Annotated in this window: 22 protein-coding genes and 1 pseudogene; 11 read left to right on the top strand and 12 right to left on the bottom strand. The window is 62.5% G+C overall.

The features are described 5' to 3' along the window. The first annotated feature begins 30 nt into the window (after nucleotides 1-30). Nucleotides 31-636 (top strand): response regulator transcription factor, encoded by a 606-nt coding sequence (locus QF039_RS08490; RefSeq protein ID WP_177045465.1) that lies wholly within the window; start codon nucleotides 31-33, stop codon nucleotides 634-636. Between the two features lie 147 nt (nucleotides 637-783). On the opposite strand, the gene feaR (QF039_RS08485) is transcribed toward QF039_RS08490, so the two are convergent. From feaR (QF039_RS08485) to QF039_RS08445, 9 genes and pseudogenes are all read right to left on the bottom strand, one after another. Continuing rightward, nucleotides 784-1,704, bottom strand: a complete 921-nt coding sequence (gene feaR, locus QF039_RS08485; RefSeq protein ID WP_023658728.1) for a transcriptional regulator FeaR — start codon at nucleotides 1,702-1,704, stop codon at nucleotides 784-786. A gap of 60 nt (nucleotides 1,705-1,764) precedes the next feature. Then, nucleotides 1,765-2,715: a PDR/VanB family oxidoreductase gene (locus QF039_RS08480; RefSeq protein ID WP_307517412.1), complete on the bottom strand. Its 951-nt coding sequence runs from the start codon at nucleotides 2,713-2,715 to the stop codon at nucleotides 1,765-1,767. A 100-nt stretch (nucleotides 2,716-2,815) separates the two neighbouring features. Then, nucleotides 2,816-3,556 carry an SDR family NAD(P)-dependent oxidoreductase gene (locus QF039_RS08475; RefSeq protein ID WP_003208858.1) on the bottom strand — a complete coding sequence of 247 codons (741 nt, stop codon included), beginning with the start codon at nucleotides 3,554-3,556 and terminating at the stop codon, nucleotides 2,816-2,818. Nucleotides 3,557-3,695: 139 nt separating this feature from the next. After that, complete coding sequence (locus QF039_RS08470; RefSeq protein ID WP_307517409.1) at nucleotides 3,696-4,187, bottom strand: aromatic-ring-hydroxylating dioxygenase subunit beta; 492 nt, start codon at nucleotides 4,185-4,187, stop codon at nucleotides 3,696-3,698. Further along, the gene (locus QF039_RS08465; protein ID WP_307517408.1) at nucleotides 4,184-5,467 is read right to left on the bottom strand and encodes an aromatic ring-hydroxylating dioxygenase subunit alpha; all 1,284 of its coding nucleotides are present in this window, start codon (nucleotides 5,465-5,467) and stop codon (nucleotides 4,184-4,186) included. The genes QF039_RS08470 and QF039_RS08465 overlap by 4 nt, the downstream gene beginning before the upstream one ends. Before the next feature lie 24 nt (nucleotides 5,468-5,491). Beyond that, nucleotides 5,492-6,619 carry an amidase gene (locus QF039_RS08460; RefSeq protein WP_307517406.1) on the bottom strand — a complete coding sequence of 376 codons (1,128 nt, stop codon included), beginning with the start codon at nucleotides 6,617-6,619 and terminating at the stop codon, nucleotides 5,492-5,494. After that, nucleotides 6,616-7,086 carry a nuclear transport factor 2 family protein gene (locus QF039_RS08455; RefSeq protein ID WP_134326262.1) on the bottom strand — a complete coding sequence of 157 codons (471 nt, stop codon included), beginning with the start codon at nucleotides 7,084-7,086 and terminating at the stop codon, nucleotides 6,616-6,618. Before QF039_RS08455 ends, QF039_RS08460 begins: the two co-directional genes overlap by 4 nt. Nucleotides 7,087-7,089: 3 nt before the next feature. Further along, nucleotides 7,090-7,461 (bottom strand): hypothetical protein, encoded by a 372-nt coding sequence (locus QF039_RS08450; protein WP_003208867.1) that lies wholly within the window; start codon nucleotides 7,459-7,461, stop codon nucleotides 7,090-7,092. Between the two features lie 17 nt (nucleotides 7,462-7,478). Then, nucleotides 7,479-8,628, bottom strand: a pseudogene (locus tag QF039_RS08445) (acyl-CoA dehydrogenase family protein). Nucleotides 8,629-8,847: 219 nt separating this feature from the next. Here QF039_RS08445 and QF039_RS08440 point away from each other — a divergent pair. From QF039_RS08440 to QF039_RS08415, 6 genes are all read left to right on the top strand, one after another. Next, nucleotides 8,848-9,972 carry a sensor histidine kinase gene (locus QF039_RS08440; protein ID WP_177045461.1) on the top strand — a complete coding sequence of 375 codons (1,125 nt, stop codon included), beginning with the start codon at nucleotides 8,848-8,850 and terminating at the stop codon, nucleotides 9,970-9,972. A 991-nt stretch (nucleotides 9,973-10,963) separates the two neighbouring features. Further along, nucleotides 10,964-12,112: an amine dehydrogenase large subunit gene (locus QF039_RS08435; protein WP_307517399.1), complete on the top strand. Its 1,149-nt coding sequence runs from the start codon at nucleotides 10,964-10,966 to the stop codon at nucleotides 12,110-12,112. Nucleotides 12,113-12,124: 12 nt separating this feature from the next. Then, nucleotides 12,125-12,664 carry a MauE/DoxX family redox-associated membrane protein gene (locus tag QF039_RS08430; protein ID WP_307517397.1) on the top strand — a complete coding sequence of 180 codons (540 nt, stop codon included), beginning with the start codon at nucleotides 12,125-12,127 and terminating at the stop codon, nucleotides 12,662-12,664. A gap of 3 nt (nucleotides 12,665-12,667) precedes the next feature. Then, nucleotides 12,668-13,288, top strand: coding sequence for a methylamine dehydrogenase accessory protein MauD (gene mauD / locus QF039_RS08425; RefSeq protein WP_003208875.1), 621 nt, complete (start codon nucleotides 12,668-12,670; stop codon nucleotides 13,286-13,288). 19 nt (nucleotides 13,289-13,307) lie between these two features. Beyond that, nucleotides 13,308-13,829 (top strand): methylamine dehydrogenase light chain, encoded by a 522-nt coding sequence (locus QF039_RS08420; protein ID WP_003208877.1) that lies wholly within the window; start codon nucleotides 13,308-13,310, stop codon nucleotides 13,827-13,829. Between the two features lie 124 nt (nucleotides 13,830-13,953). Further along, complete coding sequence (locus QF039_RS08415; RefSeq protein ID WP_102606077.1) at nucleotides 13,954-14,475, top strand: cytochrome C; 522 nt, start codon at nucleotides 13,954-13,956, stop codon at nucleotides 14,473-14,475. A gap of 130 nt (nucleotides 14,476-14,605) precedes the next feature. Here QF039_RS08415 and feaR (QF039_RS08410) read toward each other — a convergent pair whose 3' ends face one another. The 3 genes from feaR (QF039_RS08410) to paaY form a co-directional block, all read right to left on the bottom strand. Further along, complete coding sequence (feaR, locus tag QF039_RS08410) at nucleotides 14,606-15,520, bottom strand: transcriptional regulator FeaR (RefSeq protein ID WP_003208881.1); 915 nt, start codon at nucleotides 15,518-15,520, stop codon at nucleotides 14,606-14,608. A 76-nt stretch (nucleotides 15,521-15,596) separates the two neighbouring features. Next, nucleotides 15,597-16,520, bottom strand: coding sequence for a phenylacetic acid degradation operon negative regulatory protein PaaX (gene paaX / locus QF039_RS08405; RefSeq protein ID WP_003208883.1), 924 nt, complete (start codon nucleotides 16,518-16,520; stop codon nucleotides 15,597-15,599). Nucleotides 16,521-16,581: 61 nt separating this feature from the next. Then, nucleotides 16,582-17,172 carry a phenylacetic acid degradation protein PaaY gene (gene paaY / locus QF039_RS08400; RefSeq protein WP_003208885.1) on the bottom strand — a complete coding sequence of 197 codons (591 nt, stop codon included), beginning with the start codon at nucleotides 17,170-17,172 and terminating at the stop codon, nucleotides 16,582-16,584. Between the two features lie 361 nt (nucleotides 17,173-17,533). Here paaY and paaG point away from each other — a divergent pair, with 361 nt between their 5' ends. The 4 genes from paaG (at nucleotide 17,534) to paaK (ending at nucleotide 21,420) form a co-directional block, all read left to right on the top strand. Next, a complete protein-coding gene (gene paaG / locus QF039_RS08395; RefSeq protein ID WP_003208887.1) occupies nucleotides 17,534-18,325 on the top strand; it encodes a 2-(1,2-epoxy-1,2-dihydrophenyl)acetyl-CoA isomerase PaaG in 792 nt (263 codons plus the stop codon). Nucleotides 18,326-18,339: 14 nt separating this feature from the next. Continuing rightward, nucleotides 18,340-18,789: a hydroxyphenylacetyl-CoA thioesterase PaaI gene (gene paaI, locus QF039_RS08390; protein WP_008431049.1), complete on the top strand. Its 450-nt coding sequence runs from the start codon at nucleotides 18,340-18,342 to the stop codon at nucleotides 18,787-18,789. Beyond that, nucleotides 18,782-19,993 carry a 3-oxoadipyl-CoA thiolase gene (gene pcaF / locus QF039_RS08385; RefSeq protein WP_063029023.1) on the top strand — a complete coding sequence of 404 codons (1,212 nt, stop codon included), beginning with the start codon at nucleotides 18,782-18,784 and terminating at the stop codon, nucleotides 19,991-19,993. Before paaI ends, pcaF begins: the two co-directional genes overlap by 8 nt. Nucleotides 19,994-20,094: 101 nt before the next feature. Beyond that, nucleotides 20,095-21,420, top strand: a complete 1,326-nt coding sequence (gene paaK, locus QF039_RS08380) for a phenylacetate--CoA ligase PaaK (RefSeq protein WP_102368711.1) — start codon at nucleotides 20,095-20,097, stop codon at nucleotides 21,418-21,420. The last annotated feature ends 401 nt before the right edge of the window (nucleotides 21,421-21,821 follow it).

The raw sequence follows: 21,821 nt of genomic DNA, 5'->3' as shown, positions 1-21,821 counted from the left end.
AACAATTAGAAATTCTCGTGGCAGTCCCTGATGGAAATTCGCACACCGATTGTTTACATCGTTGATGACGACAAAGACCTGCGTACCTCGCTGGCCTGGCTGCTGGAGTCGGTCAGCATAAAGGCCCAATGTTTCGCCGGGGCCGAAGAGTTCCTTGAGCACTACGACCCGCGCCAGCCCGCCTGCCTGGTGCTGGACGTGCGCATGCCGCAGACCAGCGGCTTCCAGTTGCAGGAGATCCTCAACCGGCGCGGCAGCACCTTGCCGACCATCTTCGTGTCGGCCCACGGCGACATACCGATGTCGGTCACCGCAATGAAAAACGGCGCGCTGGATTTCGTCGAGAAGCCCTACAACCCGCAACAGATGATCGACCGCATCCAGGCCGCACTGAAGACCGCTGTACAGGCCCAGGCCGACCAGGAACAGCGCGAGCACCTGCAAGGCAAGCTGGCGCTGCTGACGAGCCGGGAGCGAGAAGTGTTGATGCTGGTGGTGGACGGCAAGGCGAGTAAGGTGATTGCCCGCGAGCTGAACATCAGCGTGAAGACCGTTGACGTGCACCGCACCAAGATCAAGGAAAAGATGGGCGTGACCAGCATCGCCATGCTGGTCCGCGAGGTGCTGTATCCGTAGCGCGCGATGATTGAATGTGGGAGCTGTCGAGCCTTGGCGAGGCTGCAAAGGGATCGCGGCGGTGTACCTGTCAGACCGAGTGGCCTGCATCGCGGGCAAGCCCGGCTCCCACAGGAAAATGCATTCCAGGTTCGGGAGCGGCACGCATCAATGATGGCTATAGCGCTTGCGGTACTCGCCCGGTGACACGCCGAAGCGCGACTTGAACGCCGATGAGAAGTAGCTGGAGTCGGAGAAGCCCCAGGCATAACAGAGTGCCGACAGCTTCTGCTCCGCCGGCGAATGGCGCAGGGTTTCGGCGCAGAAATCCAGGCGTCGGTGCTTGATGTATTGCGCCACCACCAGCCCGCGCTTGGAAAACATCCGGTACAGCCCGCGCACCGACACCCCGACTTCCCGGGCGATCAGCTCGGGGCAGAGTTCTTCGGCGCCGATGTGCGCATCGATGTAGGCGATGGTCTTGCGAAACTGCCGTTCCTGGGTGTCCACACCGTTGTCCCGGGCGCTGATCCCCGGCAGCAGCAGGCTGACCAATGCATCCAGCACGGCTTCGCTTTCCTGCATGCCCAGGTCGTTTTGCTGGCGGGTGTCGAGCACCATCTGGCTGGCCATCAGCGCCAACGGCGTGCGCGCCGAGATCCGCGTCGCGCAGTTGACCGCCGTGAAGTGCGAACCGCGCTCCACCACCTGGCGCGGCAGGATCAGCGACAATTGCCGGGAGTTGTCGTGGTAGGTCATGTCACTGGGGCGGCAGGCGTCGATCAGGGCGATGTCACCGCAGCCCAGCTGCGCACGGTTGTCGCCCTGTTCCAGCTGCGCGCTGCCCTGCAACTGGAACACCGCGTAGTAGTGCCCTTCATTGCCCGTACTGACTTCCTTGCTGCTGCGATATAGATGCACCTGGGCCATATCGACCACGCTGAGCTTGATCGCGCCGCTGCGAAACTCGCTCAATTCCCCATAAAACCCCGCGCCCAAGGCGCGGGCATCGAAGCGTCCACAGGCCTGGTTAACCTGCTGCAACCAACGCTCGAACGATTCGTTACGTTGCACCGTTGAACTCATCATGACCGCAAGGCCTCACGTTTTTTATTTTTTTGGTCCCAGCAATCTTACGGGTAGCGCCGATCAAATATCCAATACCAGACGAGCGGATACCGCCCGGGAAACACACGCACAAATCTGCCGGTTGGCGGCCTTCTCCTTGGTCGACAGGCAATTGTCACGGTGCTCGGGCACGCCTTCCAGCACCTCGACAATGCAGGTGCCGCAGATGCCTTCGCGGCACTCGGTGTCGATGTCGCAACCGTGGGCCTGCAATACGTCCACCAGGCTGGTATTCGCCGGTACTTGCAGCACCACGCCGGAGCTGGCCAGCTCCACCTCGAAACCACCGCTGGGCCCGACATTCACCGCTGGGTCGGCCTGGAAGTGCTCCAGGTGGATCGCTTCCTCGGGACGGCTGCGGGCCGCCACTTCCACCACCTTGTGCATGAACGGTGCGGGGCCGCAGGTGTAGACGTGGGCAACCGCGCCCGCCTGGTCCAGGCAGGCGCTCAAGGCCGCATCCAGCGCGTCCGGCTCGACGCCATAGTGAAACTGCACATGCTCGCCGAATGTATCGGCCAACAGCTGGGTAAACGCCGCGTACTGCGCCGAACGTGCAAAATAGTGCAGGCGCCACGGCTGGCCGCTGTCGGCCAGTCGATAGGCCATGCTCAACAGCGGCGTCACCCCGATACCGGCGGCAAACAGCGCATGGGCCGGCGCCTCCGGGTCGAGGCGGAACAGGTTGCGCGGCGCGCCCATCTCCAGCTCCATGCCCTCCTGCACCTGCTCATGCAGGGCCAGGGAGCCGCCACGGGATTGCGCCTCTTTCTTCACCGCCACCAGGTACGCGCGGCCATCGTGGGGCGGGCTGCACAGCGAATACTGGCGGGTGACGCCGGTTGGCCCGGTAAGGTCCACATGGGCCCCGGGCTCATAACTGTCGAGGGGCTGGCCGTCACTGCGCACGAGGCGAAAGGAACGGATATCCAGCGCTTCATCGACGATGCGTTCGATCTTCACCTTCATCATTGCAGCACCTGAATCCTGTTGTTTCGGTTGAACGCTAACCTGTGGCGAGGGAGCTTGCTCCCGCTGGACTGCGCAGCAGGCCCACTCTCTTCGGCGATGACTAGCGCATGAACAGCCCGCCGTTGATGTCCCAGCACGCGCCCGTGATCGAGGCGGCGTGGTCGGCGATCAACAGCAGCACGGTGTCGGCGATGGTGTGCGGGTCGCCGAGGGTGCCCGTCGGGATAATCTTGAGGATCTGCTCCAGGCGCTCCGGCGCCACGGTTTCGCGCACCACCGGCAAATCAAGCGGGCCTGGCGAAATGCTGTTGACCGTCACGCCCCGGGGCGCCAGTTCACGGGCGAAGACCTTGGTCAGCGTAGCCACGCCGCCCTTGGCCGCGGCGTAATGCGCGCCAGTGGCAGTTCCGCCGTTTTGCCCGGCGAGGGAGGCGATATTGACGATGCGCCCGAACCCTCGTTCGGCGAAATGCGCACCAAACACCTGGCAGGCCACGAACGTGCCCCGCAGGTTGATCGCCATCGATTCGTCGAACTCCTCGGGTGTGATGTCCATCAGCGCCGCAACTTTCGACACCCCGGCGTTGTTCACCAGGATATCGGTGCCGCCCCAGCGCTCGCTGAGCAGGTCCCGGGCGCGAATAAAATCGGCCTTGTTGCGCACATCCAGCTCGATGGCGACGGCGGTTTCGCCGCGGTTGTCGAGTTCAGAGGCCAGGCGCTGCACGCCGTCCAGGTGCACATCCGCCAGGCCCACGCGGTAGCCTGCGGCGTGCAGGCGCCGGGCGATGCATTCGCCGAGGCCACGGGAGGCGCCGGTTACAAGCGCGATTCGGTTCATCAGGATGTCCTCATCTCAACTGTGGGAGCGGGCTTGCTCGCGAATGCGGTGTGTCAGTCAATGCATGTGGCGACTGATCCACCGCATTCGCGAGCAAGCCCGCTCCCACATTGGTTTTGTGTCGTTGTTTGAATCGTGCTTACAACAGAAAGCCGAGTGCACTCAGGCTGTCGGTGGAATTGATCAGCCGCACCACCTTGCGCTCCAGGGTCGCGACCCCGGCGCTGAACCGGATGCGGTAATTCAGGTCGGCCACAAACGGCGTGTGTACTCCGCGCTTGTAGGCGTACAGCAGCTGCGCACAGTTAACCTCCACCACCTCGCCCGCCGCTTCCACCAGGGTGAATCGCGACACACTGCGCACGGTTTTCGCCGCATCCACCGCCGACGGTGAATACCCCGCCGTCAGCCGTTCGATGCGCAGGTCACGCATGCGCTCATCGTCATAGGCATAGTTGAGGTTGGCTTCAAAATCCTCGGTGTCCGGATCGATCGGCACGACGTAGCGCCCGCTCTCGCTCCACAACGCGGCCCATTGCACGTAGTCCTTGTGGTCCAGCAGTTCGGCTTCACGCCAGATGAATTCGATGGCCTGGGCCAGCGGTGCGGTAAAACCAGTCAGAGTGTTCATTGGCTCATCATCCTTTTCCACATGTCATAGGCCCCGCGCATACCGCCTTCATCAGTGGCGTGGGATACCTTGTCGCCGTTGTCGGCCAGCACTTCGCGGTTCAGGCCACGGTTGACCAGGATCGGCGCATCCACGCCGGAATACGAGCCGCGTTGCACCCGGTCCCAGGCCTCGGCGTCGTCGGGGCTGCCAAAGCCGAACGGGCCCTGGAAGTGTTCGTGGATGCGCAGGCGCTCGCGGTTGGCAACCTGTGGGCCGCCCTCCATGCCCAGGGCGACGTGGCGGATTTCGGTCTCGGTGACCGACACCGGGCGCAGCACCCGGAAGAACGACATCGACATGGCGACATTGGGAAACAGGTTGAGGTTGAACCCGGCGCCGTGCAGCGAGCGCACGATGCGTCGCACCTGGGCCGGCTCCATGGTTTTCGACAGTTCTTCGGTGACGTGGGCGAAACGCTCCTGCAACTGCTCGGTACCGTCGTCGTGGTCCAGGTCGACATGCTCGGGCACCATCACCATCACGCTGTGGCCATTGCCCAGGGAATGGGTGACGGCCTGCTCGTCGGTCATGAACGAGAGCATTTCCGAGGTCTCGGCGTCCACCGACGACATGAACGACTTGTGCACGATCGGGAAGTGGTAGCCGTCGGTGGTGTTTTCCAGCTGGATCTTCCAGTTGCCCTTGAAGCTGAACTTGTGTTCGCCCTGGGTCTTGATCGGGTAGCCGGCGCCCTGCTTCATGAACAGGTCCATCCAGTGTTTGGCGCCGCCGAGAAAGTCGGCCAACGGTTCGATATCGTCGTTGTAGCTGGCGAATACCATCCCGGCGTAGCTGTCCACCCGCAGGCTGGTCAGGGGTAACTCGGACTTTTCCAGGATGCCTTCGTAGCCGTCCGGGTAAGGCAGCGCCCGCAGCTTGCCGTCCAAACCATAGGACCAGCTGTGATACGGGCAGGTGAAGCCGCTGGCGTTGCCCTTGTGCTTCTCGCAAACCGTGGCGCCACGGTGGCGGCAGCGGTTTTCCAGCACGTTGATCGCGCCTTTCTTGTCGCGCACCACAATCACCGGGCGCCGGCCAATGGTCGCGGTCTTGAAGTCGCCGCTGTTGCGCACTTCGCTTTCATGGGCGACCCAGACCCAGGTGCGGTAGAAGATCTTTTCCAGTTCGGCCTCGAACAGCGCCGGGTCGTTGTACAGCGAGACGTCGACGCGATCGTGCTTGACCAACTCGTCGAGGCTTTTTGATTTGGCAATCAGCCGGTATTCATGGGTACTCATGGAGCCCTCCTCAAGGCGTTGTTCTTATTGGCGAGCCGTGATGCTCTGTTGCAGTTGTGCGCCGAGGGCACACACCCATTCGTCCTGGCCCTTGCGGCCGACAATCTGCAGCCCCACCTTCAGCCCGCTGTCGGCCAGGGTCACCGGCACCGTCAACGCCGGGTGGCCGCTGAGGTTGAATGGCCGCACCAATGGCGTCATGCGGGCCACGGCCTGGCTGCCGTTGCGGGCTTCGGCCAGGGTCGGCGGCAGGTCCGGCATCGTCGGCAGCAGCAACACGGAGAATTCTTCGAGCGCGGCGTCCACCTGATGGCTGAAGCGGGTGCGCACGACTTCGGCTGCGGCCAAATCAGCAGCGCTGGTGCGGCTGGCAGCCAACAAGCGTTGTTCGACATCCGCACCGATCAGGCCCTTGCCGGTGAGGTGACCGAAGGCTGCCCAGTTTTCGACGTTAATCACCGTAAGGCCGGCGCCGAACGCCGTGTCAAAGTCGTCCAGATGCAGACGCTGCTGACGCCAGCCGGCCGCGTCGACGGCAGCCATCAGGCTCGCCTTCAGCCATGGCTCACAGGCCACATCCAGAAAGCCCACCGGCACGCTGCCGGACGGCGCCGCCTGTGCCTGGAAACCCGGGCAAATCACCTGCATCGCGGCAATCAGGTCCTGCATGTTCGCGGCAAACGGCCCGACGCAATCGAGGCTGGATACCGCCGGTTGCGCGCCAATGCGGCTGACTCGGCCATAGGTCGGTTTCAACCCGGCAATCCCGCAGCACGCCGCCGGCACCCGCACCGAGCCGCCGGTGTCGGTACCAATGGCGATATCCGCCAGGCCCGCCGCAACCGCCGCGGCCGAACCGCTGGAGGAGCCGCCCGGCACGCGGTCTGGCGCCTGGGGATTGACGGGCGTACCGCTCCAGTCGTTGATGCCGGTGACGCCAAATGCCAGTTCATGCAGGCTGGTCTTGCCGACGATCTGCCAGCCGGCATCCAGGACCGCCTGCACCACGTGCGCATGCCGGGTCGCCGGCGGAGCATCGGTAAAGGCACGACTGCCCGAGCGGGTCGGATATCCGGCGATGTCGATGGAATCCTTGATGGCCACGCGTCGGCCGCCGCCACCGAGTAAAAATTCGCTGACGAAGGTACTCATGGGTTCACCCCCAACATGCTATTGAACAGGCGCTGCGTACGGAAATGCGCGATCAGCCAGGTGCCGTCGACACGGCGAAAATCGATGGTCAGCCGCGTGCCGAACAACTCGCTGCGCTGGTCCGCGTAGGTGGAAATCTGTTGCATGATCCACTGCCCTGCAGCCGCGCTGCCGTCTACCTGGATCGACTCACTGGTGAGGTAATGCAGGTTCAGCGCAAAGTGTTCCGACGGTGGCAGGTAGCTGCCGACAAACGCCGCCACCGCGTCGCGCCCCTGATGCTGGCCGAAGGTCTGTGCGGTACTTGTGCCAATGCCTTCCCACACCGCATCCACGGTGAACAGCTCGGCCAACTCGCGAACGTTGGTCGCCGCCCGGGGCACGTCGCACAGGTCCATGTAGCGCGCCATCAAGCGCCTTACCTGGCTCTCCCCTTCAAGGGTTTCAACACGCTGCAACAGGTCCATGGCTCACACCCTGGCCGCTTCGGGAATGGTCAGCGGGCGGCCGATCCGTGCTTCGACCTTGGCGTAGCGCCACAGGCTGTATTCACCCACCGGCGTGGTACGGAACAGGTTGCAGGCGTCGATCACCGACTGGTGGCAGTCGACGTCGGCCATGATGTAGACGGTCCACGGCGAGGTGGTCGACGGGCCGACCATCAAGCGGTCGTCATCCATCGCCCCCAGCACGTTGATGCCCGGCATGGCGCCGAGGTCGCCCATCATCTGGCTGAAGCCTTTCCACACGCTCAGGCCTTCGCCGGTAGGCAGGTCGAAAAAGTTCTGGGTGATGCCGATGCAGAAGACGACGCGCAGCGGTTCTTGAGTGGCTTGGGACATGGGTTGTTCCTTGAAAGTCAGATGTAGCCAGGAAATGGAGGAACGCCGAGGAACACCGAGCCCGCGCCGTCGTACAGGCCTTCGCTGAGGAAGGCGTGCTGGGTCACCACCATGGCGTCGCGCAGGTAGCGTTGCAGCGGGTGGCGCAGGTAGATCGCGGTGGTGCCCGCCAGGCTGTATGCGCTCTGCACCACGGCGGCGCCGGCCTGGGACATGTGAATGGCGGTCAGGCGCAGCAAGCTGGTTTGCTCGGCCGTGACCGGGTTGCCGGCGAGGATCGAGTTCCACACTTGTTCGGTGGCGCCGTAGAAAAAGCCCCGAGCGGCGCTCAGCCGGGCTTCGGCCTTGGCGATTTCGATGCGCACGTAGGCGCGGTCCGCCAGCTTCGGTGCGCCGGTGATGCCGCTGCCGCTGGCCATGGCGCTGATTTCATCGAGGGCCGCGCGGGCCAGGCCGAGGTTGACCACCGCCAGCACCTGGGCGGCGTAGGCAATCGAGGGATAACGAAACAGCGGCTCGTCGATGGTGGCGGCGCCGCCACGGATGAAGGTCCAGCGCTCGTCGATGTATTGGTCGGTAACTCGCAGGTCATGGCTGCCGGTGCCCTTGAGGCCGACCACGTCCCAGTTTTCGATGATTTCAACCTGGCCGGGCTTGAACACGGCAGTGCGTGGCTTGCCGCCCGCCGCACCGATGCCCACGCCCAGCAGGTCGGCGCCTTTGCAGCCGCTGGCAAACTTCCAGGTGCCGTTGACCTGCCAGCCGCCCTCGACGGTTTCCGCCGGCTGCAACGGGAACAGGCCACCGGCAAACACCAGGTCGGGGCTGTCGGCGTACAGTTCGGCGAGGGTTTCCTGGGGCAAGGCCGCAAGATACACCCCGGGCGCTGCCGAAGCTGGCAACCCAGCCGGCAGAGCCATCGGCTTCGGATATGCGCTCGATCATCTGCAAGAACGTTGCGGGGGCCAGGGCATCGCCGCCGAAACAACGCGGCGTGGCCGCCCGGTAGATGCCCACCTGCTTGAAGCGTTCGATCATGTCCCGTGGCACGTGGGAGCCGGCGTCGAACTCGTCGCGGCGCTGGCGCACTTCATCGAGCACCTGCTGGAACAGCGCGGGCTGCACGTCGGGTAAAGCGTCTGGTTGCACGAGGGCCGAACGCAGCATGGGCTTTCTCCGTTGTAGTTGTTATGGATGGGAACTACGGGCCAGTCCCGTTGATGGGACCAGTTTAGAAAGGGCCTTCGGCGGCCACTATTGGGGCGTGCAGCCCACCGGCTAAAGAAATCCCCTAGTGCGCCCCCGATTACTTCTGAGCGTGCCCCCGGATGCAAACCGGTATAACTTGCCACCGTAGTCGTCCCCTCCACCGCCAAGGGCTACGCGATGTACCTACCCAATAACAATGATTTCCACACCCTGATCGAAGCCATGCCGATCTGCACCATCCTTCACGATGCGCAGAGCAAGGACATCCTCTGGGCCAACACCGCGGCGCTGTCGGCGCTGGGGTTTACCCTGGAAGAACTGATCCCGCTCAAGGCCCCGGACATGACCCGGGACGCACCGAAGTACAAGCGCTCCATCGGCCTGCGTTGGCTCGAGCGCGCGGCCCGCAGTGGCCAGCGCACCATCGAGTGGTGTTATCGCTCCAAGGCCGGGGTGGAGATTCTTTCGGAAGCGGTCGCGACGCTGGTGCACCTGGACGGGCGCGACGTGCTGATGGTGCAGTTCCGTGATATTTCCCGGGAAGACAAGGTGAAGCGGGACCTGATCCGCGCCGAGGAAGCCCGGCGTGTCAGTGAACAGCAGCTTGAATACCTGGCCCGATACAACGCCATGGGCGAGATGGCGGTGGCGATTGCTCATGAGTTGAGCCAGCCACTGGCGGCCACGCGCAATTTTATCGAGGGGGTTTTGATTCGTCTGGGCGATACCCGCAGCGCCGACCAGGGGGTGAACTGGGGGCTGCAAAGTGCCGTGCGGCAGGTCGAGCATGCGTCAACGATCATCAAGAGTGTGCGTGATTATGTGGTCAAGCTGGAGCAGAGCGCGGAGTGGGTGGACCTCAATGAGTTGCTGCAGGAAACCCGATATTTCATCAGCCTGCGGGCCGAGCCGAGTCAGGTGCGGCTGGAACTGTTCCCCAGTATTGAACCGCTGATGGTGCTTTGTGAAAAAGTGCTGATCGGGCAGGTGATTCTGAACCTGGCATTCAATGCTATTGAAGAGATGAGCGAGCTGCCCGTCGAACGTCGGGTGCTGCGGCTGCATGCCTGCCGTGATGGAAACGTGGCGCGGTTGAGTGTCGAGGATTGTGGACGCGGGATTCAGGCTGTGGCTCGGGAGAAAATCTTTGACGGGTTCTTTTCGTCGAAGGTGGGTGGTAACGGGATTGGGCTGGCGTTGTGCAAGAACATCATTGGTCGGCATCAGGGGGATATCTGGGCGCAGAATCTGGAGCCGTGTGGGGCGGTGTTTAGTTTTTCGTTGCCTTTGGTGGGGTCTTGAGATGGGGGGGTATATCCGTTTCTTCGGTAACGGCCACCTATGGTTCCGCTCTTACAGCGGGTCACTTTTTTACAAACGCCTAAAAAAGTAACCAAAAAACGCTTTGCCCCACCACTCGGTGCCTCGCCTAGGCTCGGCATGCCCGCACTCCGGCACGCTTCCGCGGGCCGCCGCGACGGGCCATCCATGGCCCGGCGCGGCTAAATCGGCTTCCCTGCCGATTTACCCGCTCCACCGTGCCTACTTGCGGCCATCGTGGTTGACGGGGCCCGCAGATCAAGATCAAAAGCAGATCAAAAGCGAGAGCACAGCGGCCTCCCGGCCGGCTTGAGTGTTAAAAGCAAGGCAAGATCCAGAGCGAAAGCGAAATCTGAAGCTGGTGCAGCTCTGCTTTTCTGTGGGAGCTGGCTTGCCTGCGATGCAGACAACTCGGTACATCAGGTACACCCAGTTGATGCCATCGCAGGCAAGCCAGCTCCCACATTTGGACCGTGCCCGCTTTAGCTTTTGATTGTGCTGTTGCTCTAAAACACTCAAGCCGGCCGGTAGGCCGCTGTGCTCTTGATCTGCTTTTGATCTTGATCTTAGGCGCCCCGTTAAACCACGCTGGCCGAACGCAGGCTTTGGAGCGTGGGTAACCCGGCAGGACGCCGGGTTAGCCGTCCTGGGCCAGGGATGGCCCATGACGGCGGCCCACGGTCCAAAGCCGGAGTGAGGGCACTCCGAGCCTAGGCGAGGAGCCGAGTGGTGGGGCAAGAGCGTTTTGCTTACTTTTGCGCTGTTCAAAAGTGAGCCGCTGTAAGAGCGGAACCAATACCAGCCATAACAAAAATAACGGATATACACCCTACCCCAAACCATTGGCACAGACACACAACCACTTGGCAGACACAACAATTCTTGCAATCGCCCCACAAGGCAGAATCCACTTGCAAGAATCTGCCAAAGCACCCGCGATTAGCAAAACACAATAATTCAGGGAGTGCCCCTAATGCGAAGCAACAGGATCAACGTACAGTCAGCGCTGGGTCTGGGCCTGCTTGTACTCGGCTTGAACAGCGCCCAGGCGGATTTACCGCCAGACACCATCGGCCAGACCACCCTGGCCTTTCCACCGGAAGCCCACCGCGCATTCGTGGTAGACGTCGAATTCGAAAGCTTCGTGGTCGGCCGCGTCACCGTGGTAGATCCCGACAAGAAGCGCGTCCTCGGCATGGTCCCCACCGGCTTCGCCGCGCCCTCGGCCCTGAGCCACGACCAGAAGACCCTGTACAGCGCCGACATCTACTATTCCCGCGGCACCCGGGGCGATCGCACCGATGTGCTCACCGCCTGGGACAGCTCCAGCCTGTCGCCCGCCTGGGAAGTGCTGATCCCGAACAAACGCGCCGAATCCCTGACCCAGCGCTATGGCCTGAAGACCAGCAGCGATGACCGCTTCGTCTACGTCTACAACTTCACACCCTCCACCTCGGTGACCGTGGTCGACACACAGTCCCGCTCCGTCACCGCCGAAATCGCGATCCCGGGCTGCGTACTCAATTACCCGGTCGGCACTCGCCGCTTCGCCTCCCTGTGCGGTGACGGCAGCCTGCAAGTGGTGACGCTGAACGAGCAGGGCCAGGAAACCTCGCGCAACCGCACGCACTTCTTCGACCCCAACGCCGAGAAGCTCAACGAACGCGCGGTGAACGTGGGCGACACCTACTACTTCACCACCACCACCGGCACCATCCGCCCGGTAGATTTCTCCGGCGATGAGCCGAAAATCCTGCCGTCCTGGTCACTCACCACCGACGCGGAAAAGAAAACCGGCTGGGCCCCGGGTGGCTGGCAGTTGATGGCCGTGGCACCAAAGCTCAACCGCATGTACGTGCTGATGCACGACAACCACGAGCCGATGAAGTGGGAAGACCCGAGCACCATCATCTGGGCCTATGACCTCAAGACCATGAAGAAGATAGCCACCCTGGAAGCCCCGACCCCGGTCTGGAGCATGCAGGCCACCGGCGACGACAAGCCCCTGTTGCTGGGCGCCGACGTCGAAGGCGGCTTGCAGATCTTCGACCTCAAGACCAACAAACTCACCGGTAGCATGGCCAAGGTAGCGAAGACCGCAACCCAGATCATGAGCTACTAAAGAGGTTCGGCCATGCATATCGACCCGATCTTCATCATTGCCAGCGCCCTCGCCATCGCGGTGTTGCTGGCCAGTGCCGCGACCCACAAGTTGCGCGCACCGGCACGCTTCGCCCGGCAACTGGCCGATTACCAGTTGCTGCCAGAGGCAGTGACTCGCCCCGCCGCCCGGGTAATCCCGGTGCTGGAACTGGTGATTGCCTTTGCCCTTCTGGTGCCGGCCAGCCGTTCCTGGGCCGCCCTCGGCGCCGCCGGCCTGATTGCACTGTACGCCGCCGCCATTGGCATCAACCTGTGGCGCGGCCGCCGGGACATCGACTGCGGCTGCGCAGGCCCCGACCAGGCGCAGCCGTTGCGGCCGATCCTGCTGTTGCGCAACGGCGCACTGGTGGCCGTGGCCCTGCTGGCCAGCGTGCTGCCGATTGCCCGTGACCTGGATTTTTTCGACGGCTTCGTCACCGTCGCCGCCAGCGCCGTCGCGCTGCTGATTTACGCCGCAGCCGATGGCCTGCTGGCGAACTCCCCTCTTCTGCTCAAACTGATTGGTAGGTGATCAATGGAAGGCCTTATTGTTTCCAACGTACTGCTGTGGGTACTGCTGCTGGCGCTGGCGTTTGCCGTGATGGGCCTGGTGCGCCAGATTGGTGTGCTGCACGGGCGCATCGCCCCGGCCGGCGCACTGATGGTCGACAAGGGCGTGGCGGTGAATGAGCCGGCCCCGCAAGTCACCGCTTCCGACCGTAAAGGCCGCCCGGTGAACTTCGGCTATGCCGGTGAGAAGAACCAGTTGCTGTTCTTCCTCTCGCCCACCTGCCCGATCTGCAAATCCCTGTTGCCGGCGATCAAGTCCATCGCCAGGGAACAGGCTGACCGACTCGATGTGGTGTTTATCAGCGACGGCGACATGGAAGCCCAGCACGCGCTGATCACCGAACACAAGCTGGACGACGTCACCTACGTGGTCGGCCCGGAAGTCGGCATGACCTACCAGATCGGCAAGCTGCCGTATGCCGCGCTGATCGACAAGAGCGGCACCTTGCGCGCCAAGGGCCTGGTCAATTCCCGCGAGCACCTGGACAGCCTGTTCGAAGTCGAACACCTGAAAAGCGCGACGCTGCAGGAATACCTCAACAGCCAGCCGCAGCCCCACGACCACAGCCACGGCCATAGCCACTGATTAAGGCAGGGAGACTCTCATGAAATTGCTGGATCTGTTATTCGAGCGCTCGACCCGTCGCCTTGCCGACACCACGTCGCGACGCAAACTGTTGGCCCGTATGGGTTCGCTGATGGTCGCAGGCGCCGCGTTGCCCCTGCTGCTGCCCCTGGACCGCACCAGCAAGGCGCTGGCTGCCGATAACCCGAAAGCCGGTGACCCGGGCGACCCGAACAGTTGCGACTACTGGCGCTACTGCTCCATCGACGGTTTCCTGTGCAGTTGCTGTGGCGGCTCGGTGACCTCCTGCCCACCGGGCACCGAGGCGTCCCAGGTGACCTGGATCGGCACCTGCCGCAACCCGGCGGATGGCAAGGACTACATCATTTCCTATAACGACTGCTGCGGTAAGCAAAGCTGCGCCCAGTGCGCGTGCACGCGTAACGACAGTGAGGAACCGGCGTACCGGCCGTTCAACAACAACGATGTGAACTGGTGCCTGGCGGCCAAATCCCACATCTACCACTGCACGGTCTCGATCATTCGCGGCGTCGCGGTTTAACTCACCCTTGTGGCGAGGGAGCTTGCTCCCGTTGGAGTGCGAAGCGCTCCCAGAGATCTTGGGGCCGCAGCACAGCCCAACGGGAGCAAGCTTCCTCGCCACAGGTCAGTGCAAGAGGCTTGTCATGCGTACGTTGTTTTTGCTGAGCTTGATGTGTGTCTTCGCCACCCCGCTCGCCCAGGCTCGGGCCATTCCCAATCCAAACCAGAAGCACGCACCGGGCAATGAGTCGCCGCAAACGCCGATCGCCCAGGCCGGGTACAGCGTGGCGACCAACTATCAGCTGCAGTGTGCCGGCTGCCATCTGGGCAGCGGCATGGGCTCGGCGGCCAACGACACACCGAGGATGACCGGGTTTGTCGGCAACTTTCTGAAGGTGCCGGGCGGTCGGGAGTTTTTGGTACGGGTGCCGGGGATGTCGCAGTCGGCGCTGAACGATGGGCAACTGGCGGATTTGCTGAACTGGCTGATGCGTCCGGACGGGATGGCGGGCAAGAGTACGCCGGTGGATTACAAGCCCTATAGCGCTGCGGAAGTGACTGAGTTACGGCAGAAGGCGATGCTCAATCTGCCGGGCACAAGGGCGGGGTTGATCAAGGAGATGCGGGCGCAAGGGATTGCGATTGAAGATGGAATGCCCAACTGAACGAAACGCGATCCAAATGTGGGAGCGGGCTTGCTCGCGAATGCGGTGTGTCAGTCACCCAATGCATCAACTGAACCACCGCATTCGCGAGCAAGCCCGCTCCCACATTTTTGATCGGCGTATCCCCTGATCAGGCGTGTTGTTTGCGGTACTCACCCGGCGCAATGCCGAACCGTGACTTGAACGCCGTCGAAAAATAACTCGAATCCGAAAACCCCCACGAGTACCCCAGCACCGAAAGCTTTTCCTCCACCCTGGATTGGCGCAGGGATTCAGCACACAAATCCAGCCGTCGGTTCTTGATGTACCGCGCCACCACCAGGCCCTTGCGGGCAAAGATCCGGTACAGCCCGCGCACCGACATCCCCACCTCCCGCGCCAGCCACTCGGGGCACAGCTCTTCGGAGCGAATGTGCTGGTCAATGCACTCCAGCGTCTTGCGGAACACTCGCTCATGGGCGTCGCTGCCCTCGCCCGCCTGGCTGATCGCCGGGCGCAGCAGGTTGATGATCGCCTCCAGCGTCGCCTCGCTTTCCTGCAAGGTCAGGTTGTCTTGCCGGGTAGCCTCCAGAATCAGCTGCCGGGACAGCATCGCCATCGGCGACGTCGCCTCGATCCGGTGCCCGCATTTGACCGGGTTGAAACGCAAGGTCTGCTCCACCAGGTACGACGGCAGGATCAACGACAACTGCCGCGAATTCTCGCTGTAGGTGAAGTCGCTGGGGTGCGCCGCATCGATCAGGGTAATGTCGCCGGCGCGCAACAGCGCCTTGCTGTCACCCTGGGCCATGCCGGCCGTGCCGTCGAGCTGGAACACGGCAAAGTACTTGCCGCCCTCGCCCGCCGCGATTTGGCTGGGGGTACGAAACAGCCGCGCCTGGCAGGCGTCGACGAAGCTGAGTTTCAGCGCGCCGCTCTGGTACTCGCGGATCTGCCCGGAAAAACCATCCCCCAGGATCTGCCCATCGAATGCGCCACAGATCTGATTGATCTGATGGATCCATTGGTCGAACCCATCACAGCGCTGTGCAATTGAAGACATCATGTTCAGGCCTCACGCAGGCTTATTTTTATTCTCTACGCCACATCACTCCACCCGTTCTCCTGAACAGCGTCGCTCCTTATTTCAGGCCTCCGAACCGCCGGTAAAAGCTTTCGCCAACGTCCGGCAACGGGCCGTCGGCAGTTTCCAGCGCGCTGTTCAGCCATTCCTCGGCCTTGGCGTAGATCAACCGGTAAATATTGCGGCACAACTGGCGGGCGGCGCGGCCTTCCCAATCGCCGGGGAGCAATTCATCGGGCAATTGCGGGTCGCGCAGCAGCAGTTTGCGGTACTCATGAATAAGCAGGACCCGTGCCAGGAAACAATCCGCAGGCTGTAGCTGTTCCTGCTCGCGAAGCGCTTGCCAGAGCGGTCGGAACAGTTGGATGAACTCGCTGTAATGGGCCGCCAGCTCCTCGATGTTCCAGCTCTCGCGCACCTGCACCCGCAGGGCCTTGGAGGCCAGTACATCCTGGGCGGTGGTTTCGAAGACGATGGTGTCTTCCTGGGCGCCGAGGTCGAGCAAGGTGGCGTTGACGTCGGCGCGGTCGCTGCGTGGGCAGGCCAGCACGGTCGGGGCAATCGCACCAAAACCTTGCCACTCCAGCTCTTCACGCACTTGTTTGCGCTTGTCCTGGGTCAACTGCGTGAGCATTACCAGGCACCATGAACCATCCCATGCCGGCACGCTGGAGCTGTAGACCCGCTTGAAGGCCTTGTCGAAACGCCGACGCCCGGCACCGGTCAGGCTGTAGTAGCTGCGGCGCCCGACTTTTTCGGCGGTCAGCCAGCCTTCCTTGGTCAGGCGAAAGATCGAGGTGCGGATCAGCCGTTCATTGATGCCGATGGGTTCGAGCAACTGGATCAGGCTGCCCAGCCACACCGTCCCGCCGTGGGGTTCGATGGCGTCCCCGTACAAGGTGATGATCAAGGAACTGGCGCGAATCGGCGTCTGCTCCTGGAAGCGGGTAATCAGTTGGTTCAGGGGTGTCAGTGACGACATGGGCGTACCGAGGCAAAAAGAGAAAATATACCGTTTTTAGCGGCGTCGGGATGCAGGCGATTCATCTGCCCTTGGGCCGCAGGCCGCTATCGCTGATGCGTGGGCGATCAGCTTCCGGTGCGCTCAGGGGTGCGCATTCCTGCATCTGCTCCAGGCAACGCTGAGCCAGGCGCTGGTATTCACGGGTGCCGGTTTGTTTCCAGTGCACCTCTTCATCACTGAGGCTGCGCTTGACGCTGGCCGGCGCGCCCATCACCAACGACTGCTCAGGGCACTCGAAACCGGCTTTGACGAACGCCGCCGCCGAGACGAACGAGCGAGCGCCGATACGGGCGTTGTCCATCACCACCGCATTCATGCCCACCAGCGCATCGGTGCCGATCCGGCAACCGTGCAGCACGGCGCCGTGGCCGATATGGCCGTTGCGCTCGACCACCGTATCGCTGTCCGGGAAGCCGTGCATCACACAGGTGTCCTGCAGGTTGGCGCCTTCTTCGAGGACGATGCGCCCGAAGTCGCCGCGCAAACTCGCCAGCGGCCCTACATAGCAATGGGGGCCGATGATCACGTCGCCGATCAGTACCGCCGAGGGATGGACGTAGGCCGTGGGGTCGACCACCGGGGTCAGGCCGTCGAGGCTGTAGCAAGTCATGGGGATTCCTTTTATGGCGTATTCGCAAAGCGATGCCGATCTTGGCTTATTTTGTATCACATCATTTTTACAAGCACAAAGCTGAAAAAGCGTATCGCTTGAATCAGGTGTCGCCGTGGCTTGATACGGTGCCGCTGATAATCGACGTAAAGCCAATAAAATAGGGGATTTATCAGGTATTTACCGACCAGCACAGCGAGCAGTTCATTTTCATCAAACTCAAAACAAGACACACCAAATCAATTTTATCGTTGCATTTATGTATCACGTTAAAGCTATACTCCGGCAAAACCGGCTGACCACGCCGATCCAATAATGAGCCGGCTGACCGCCGAGCGTGCACCGTGAGGGCCTCACGACCATGAACTTCGAACACATCCTGTTTTCCATCGAGGCCGGCGTCGCCCTGCTCAGCCTCAATCGCCCCGACCAGCTCAACAGCTTCAACACGCAGATGCACGGCGAAGTCCAGCAGGCGTTGAAGCAAGTCCAGGAAAACCCCGACGTGCGCGTGCTGCTGCTGACCGGTGAAGGCCGCGGCTTTTGCGCCGGGCAAGACCTCAGCGACCGCAACGTGGCACCCGGCAGCGCGGTGCCGGACCTGGGCGAATCCATCGAGAAGTTCTACAACCCGCTGATCCGCCAACTGCGCGACCTGCCTTTGCCGGTGATCTGCGCGGTCAACGGCGTGGCGGCCGGTGCCGGCGCGAACATCCCGCTGGCCTGCGACCTGGTGCTGGCAGCACGCTCGGCGAACTTCATCCAAGCCTTCTGCAAGATCGGCCTGATCCCCGATTCCGGCGGCACCTGGACCCTGCCGCGCCTGGTGGGCATGGCCCGCGCCAAGGCGCTGGCCCTGCTGGGCAACCGCCTGAGCGCCGAGCAGGCCGAGCAATGGGGCCTGATCTACCGCTGCGTGGACGACGCCGAATTGCGCAACGAAGCCCTGACCCTGGCCCGCCACCTGGCCACGCAACCGACCTACGGCCTGGCGCTGATCAAGCGCAGCCTGAACGCCAGCCTGAGCAACAGCTTTGACCAACAGCTGGAGCTGGAGCGCGACCTGCAACGCCTGGCCGGGCGCAGCGAGGATTACCGCGAAGGCGTCGCCGCCTTCATGGAAAAACGCAGCCCAAGCTTCAAGGGCCGCTGAAAGGAGCGCACCACATGACCAACCATGAAGCCATGAACCTGGCCAACCAGTGCGCCCAGGCCATGTTCAGCCGCGATGCCGCCAGCCAGGGCATGGGCATGCGCCTGCTCTCGGTGGCGCCGGGTTGCGCACGACTGGGCATGAGCGTGCGCGCCGACATGATCCAGGGCCACGGCACCTGCCACGGCGGCTACCTGTTTGCGCTGGCGGACTCGGCATTCGCCCTGGCCTGCAACAGCTACAACGACGCCACCGTGGCACTGGGCTGCAGCATCGACTACATCGCCCCGGCCCACCTGGGCGACACCTTGAGTGCCGATTGCCGCGAGCAAAGCCGCTCGGGTCGCACCGGCAACTACGACGTCCGTATCGAAAACCAACTGGGCCAGCTGATTGCGCTGTTCCATGGCAAATCCTACAAAGTGCGCGGCACGGTGCTGGCGCAGGAGAATCCGAATGAATGACGCCTTGATCATCGACGCAGTCCGCACCCCGATCGGCCGCTACGCCGGCGCCTTGAGCAGCGTGCGCGCCGACGACCTCGGAGCGGTGCCGCTGCGCGAACTGCTGCGCCGCCACCCGCAAGTGGACTGGAGCAGCGTCGACGATGTGATCTACGGCTGCGCCAACCAGGCCGGCGAAGACAACCGCAACGTGGCGCGCATGTCGGCGCTGCTGGCCGGGCTGCCGGTGAGCGTGCCGGGCACCACCCTCAACCGTTTGTGCGGCTCGGGGCTGGACGCCATCGGCAGCGCGGCCCGGGCGATTCGCTGTGGCGAGGCTGGCTTGATGCTGGTGGGCGGCGTGGAATCGATGTCCCGGGCGCCGCTGGTAATGGGCAAGGCCGAACAGGCGTTTTCCCGCGATGCGCAGCTATACGACACCACCATTGGCTGGCGCTTCGTCAACCCGCTGATGAAAAAGGCCTACGGGATCGACTCGATGCCGGAGACCGCTGAAAACGTCGCCGAGCAGTTCAATATCTCCCGCGCAGACCAGGACGCGTTTGCCCTGCGCAGCCAGCAACGTGCAGCCGCCGCCCAGGCCAGCGGGCGCCTGGCCAGGGAAATCGTCGCGGTGGAAATCCCCCAGCGCAAAGGCCCGGCCAAGGTGGTGGAACACGACGAACACCCCCGCGGCGACACCACCCTTGAGCAACTGCAGAAACTTGGCACGCCATTCCGCGAGGGTGGCAGCATCACCGCCGGCAATGCATCCGGGGTCAACGACGGCGCCTGCGCCCTGCTGCTGGCCAGCGCGGAAGTTGCCAAGCGTCACGGCCTGGTCGCCCGCGGCCGGGTGGTGGCGATGGCCACCGCCGGCGTGGAACCGCGCATCATGGGCATCGGCCCGGTGCCGGCGACCCGCAAGGTGCTGGAACTGGCCAACCTGAGCCTGGCGGACATGGACGTGATCGAGCTCAACGAAGCCTTCGCCGCCCAGGGCCTGGCGGTGCTGCGCGAGCTGGGCCTGGGGGACAACGACCCACGGGTGAACCCCAACGGCGGCGCCATCGCCCTCGGCCATCCACTGGGGATGAGCGGCGCACGGCTGGTAACTACCGCCCTGCATGAATTGGAGGAACGTGGCGGCCGCTACGCCCTGTGCACCATGTGCATCGGCGTGGGCCAAGGCATCGCGCTGATCATCGAGCGCCTGTCCGACTAAAGATTCGCGATTCCCGGGGAGCCTAGCGGTATCCTTGGGGCATGCACTCAAAGCCCACGGTGTGCGGTGGGCTGATACACAAAAATAATTCGAGTGAACTCATGAACATGCCTATTCCAAACGCCGTGCTTAACCCTGTGCTGGACCCGCTGGAAACCGCCAGCGTCGACGAACTGCGCGCCCATCAACTGGAGCGCCTGCGCTGGAGCCTGCGCCACGCCTACCAGAATGTGCCGCTGTACCGTCAGCGCTTCGACGCGCTGGGGGTGCACCCGGATGACATCAAGTCCCTGGACGACCTGGCCAGGTTCCCGTTCACCACCAAGGGCGACCTGCGGGACAGTTACCCCTACGGCATGTTTGCCGTGCCGATGAACGAGGTGGTGCGCCTGCACGCTTCCAGCGGCACCACCGGCAAGCCGACGGTGGTGGGTTACACCCAGAACGACATCGACACCTGGGCCAATGTGGTGGCCCGCTCGATCCGCGCGGCCGGTGGGCGGCGTGGCGACAAAGTGCATATTTCCTATGGCTACGGGCTGTTCACCGGCGGCCTTGGTGCCCACTACGGCGCGGAACGCCTGGGTTGTACGGTGATTCCGATGTCCGGCGGGCAGACGGAAAAACAGGTGCAACTGATCAAGGATTTCCAGCCGGACATCATCATGGTCACGCCCTCGTACATGCTGAACATTGCCGATGAAATCGAGCGCCAGGGCATTGATCCACAGAAGCTGGCGTTGCGACTGGGGATCTTTGGGGCCGAGCCGTGGACTGCCGAGCTGCGCAGTGCAATCGAGGCGCGACTGGGGATTACGGCGCTGGATATTTACGGGCTGTCGGAAATCATGGGGCCTGGGGTGGCCATGGAGTGTGCGGAAACCAAAGATGGCCCGACCATTTGGGAGGATCACTTCTACCCGGAGATCATCGACCCGGTGACGGGTGAGGTGCTGCCGGACGGGCAGATGGGAGAACTGGTGTTTACCTCCTTGAGCAAGGAGGCGCTGCCGATGATTCGCTACCGCACCCGGGATTTGACGCGGTTGCTGCCGGGGACTGCGCGGCCGATGCGGCGGATCGACAAGATCACCGGGCGCAGTGATGACATGCTGATCATTCGCGGGGTTAATGTGTTTCCCACGCAGATCGAGGAGCAGGTGCTTAAAATAAAACAGCTTTCAGAGTGTTATGAGATACATCTGTATCGTAATGGCAACCTGGACAGTGTGGATGTGCATGTGGAGCTCAAGGCTGAGCATCAGCACCTCAATGATGAACAACAGAAAGCCGTCTCCAGCGAACTGAGCAGGCACATCAAGACGTATATCGGGATCAGCTCGCGCATCGTTTTGCAGCCGCTGCATTCGATCAAGCGGTCTGAGGGCAAGGCTTGCCATGTGATGGATCGTCGCCCTAAGGCATGACTGCTGCACCTTTTTGGCCCCGCATTTGCGGGGCTTTTTTTTGCTCGTTTTTTGGGGTGGGGGTAGAGCACCAGCAAAATCAAAGGCGCACACGGTTCAAATGTGGGAGCGGGCTTGCTCGCGAAGGTCGTTAACGATGACGCGGGCATCCTGATTCAACGCGGCGCACTCAGGTTCTTCGCGAGCAAGCCCGCTCCCACATAAAGCGGCCCTGTTTTTTGCCTGCTGGCCCTGCTTACCACGATGACCGGGAACCCTATGCCGCCGTTACCGTAGCGACAGATATCTGCTCCCTTCCCGCAAAGCGATACAAAATCAAATAACGACACCATATTTTGTGTTTGATATTAATTTCCGTATCGCTTATAAAGTCCTCCATGCCTACGACAAAACACAAGGCG

Origin of the sequence: Pseudomonas sp. W2I6 (genome assembly GCF_030815935.1) — a bacterium.
GTDB lineage: Bacteria > Pseudomonadota > Gammaproteobacteria > Pseudomonadales > Pseudomonadaceae > Aquipseudomonas.
The sequence above is the reverse complement of the archived record's forward strand: the minus strand, read 5'-3'. Positions and strand labels throughout refer to the sequence as shown.

Bases quoted from the DNA above. Each gene is read 5' to 3' on its own strand.
- feaR (WP_003208881.1), bottom strand. From the start codon at position 15,520: ATGATGTCTTCAATTGCACAGCGCTGTGATGGGTTCGACCAATGGATC.
- QF039_RS08435 (WP_307517399.1), top strand. From the start codon at position 10,964: ATGCGAAGCAACAGGATCAACGTACAGTCAGCGCTGGGTCTGGGCCTG.
- QF039_RS08415 (WP_102606077.1), top strand. From the start codon at position 13,954: ATGCGTACGTTGTTTTTGCTGAGCTTGATGTGTGTCTTCGCCACCCCG.
- QF039_RS08440 (WP_177045461.1), top strand. From the start codon at position 8,848: ATGTACCTACCCAATAACAATGATTTCCACACCCTGATCGAAGCCATG.
- QF039_RS08490 (WP_177045465.1), top strand. From the start codon at position 31: ATGGAAATTCGCACACCGATTGTTTACATCGTTGATGACGACAAAGAC.
- QF039_RS08470 (WP_307517409.1), bottom strand. From the start codon at position 4,187: ATGAACACTCTGACTGGTTTTACCGCACCGCTGGCCCAGGCCATCGAA.
- QF039_RS08450 (WP_003208867.1), bottom strand. From the start codon at position 7,461: ATGTCCCAAGCCACTCAAGAACCGCTGCGCGTCGTCTTCTGCATCGGC.
- pcaF (WP_063029023.1), top strand. From the start codon at position 18,782: ATGAATGACGCCTTGATCATCGACGCAGTCCGCACCCCGATCGGCCGC.
- paaY (WP_003208885.1), bottom strand. From the start codon at position 17,172: ATGACTTGCTACAGCCTCGACGGCCTGACCCCGGTGGTCGACCCCACG.
- QF039_RS08420 (WP_003208877.1), top strand. From the start codon at position 13,308: ATGAAATTGCTGGATCTGTTATTCGAGCGCTCGACCCGTCGCCTTGCC.
- feaR (WP_023658728.1), bottom strand. From the start codon at position 1,704: ATGATGAGTTCAACGGTGCAACGTAACGAATCGTTCGAGCGTTGGTTG.
- paaG (WP_003208887.1), top strand. From the start codon at position 17,534: ATGAACTTCGAACACATCCTGTTTTCCATCGAGGCCGGCGTCGCCCTG.
- QF039_RS08465 (WP_307517408.1), bottom strand. From the start codon at position 5,467: ATGAGTACCCATGAATACCGGCTGATTGCCAAATCAAAAAGCCTCGAC.
- mauD (WP_003208875.1), top strand. From the start codon at position 12,668: ATGGAAGGCCTTATTGTTTCCAACGTACTGCTGTGGGTACTGCTGCTG.
- paaI (WP_008431049.1), top strand. From the start codon at position 18,340: ATGACCAACCATGAAGCCATGAACCTGGCCAACCAGTGCGCCCAGGCC.
- QF039_RS08460 (WP_307517406.1), bottom strand. From the start codon at position 6,619: ATGAGTACCTTCGTCAGCGAATTTTTACTCGGTGGCGGCGGCCGACGC.
- QF039_RS08475 (WP_003208858.1), bottom strand. From the start codon at position 3,556: ATGAACCGAATCGCGCTTGTAACCGGCGCCTCCCGTGGCCTCGGCGAA.
- paaX (WP_003208883.1), bottom strand. From the start codon at position 16,520: ATGTCGTCACTGACACCCCTGAACCAACTGATTACCCGCTTCCAGGAG.
- QF039_RS08480 (WP_307517412.1), bottom strand. From the start codon at position 2,715: ATGATGAAGGTGAAGATCGAACGCATCGTCGATGAAGCGCTGGATATC.
- QF039_RS08455 (WP_134326262.1), bottom strand. From the start codon at position 7,086: ATGGACCTGTTGCAGCGTGTTGAAACCCTTGAAGGGGAGAGCCAGGTA.
- QF039_RS08430 (WP_307517397.1), top strand. From the start codon at position 12,125: ATGCATATCGACCCGATCTTCATCATTGCCAGCGCCCTCGCCATCGCG.
- paaK (WP_102368711.1), top strand. From the start codon at position 20,095: ATGAACATGCCTATTCCAAACGCCGTGCTTAACCCTGTGCTGGACCCG.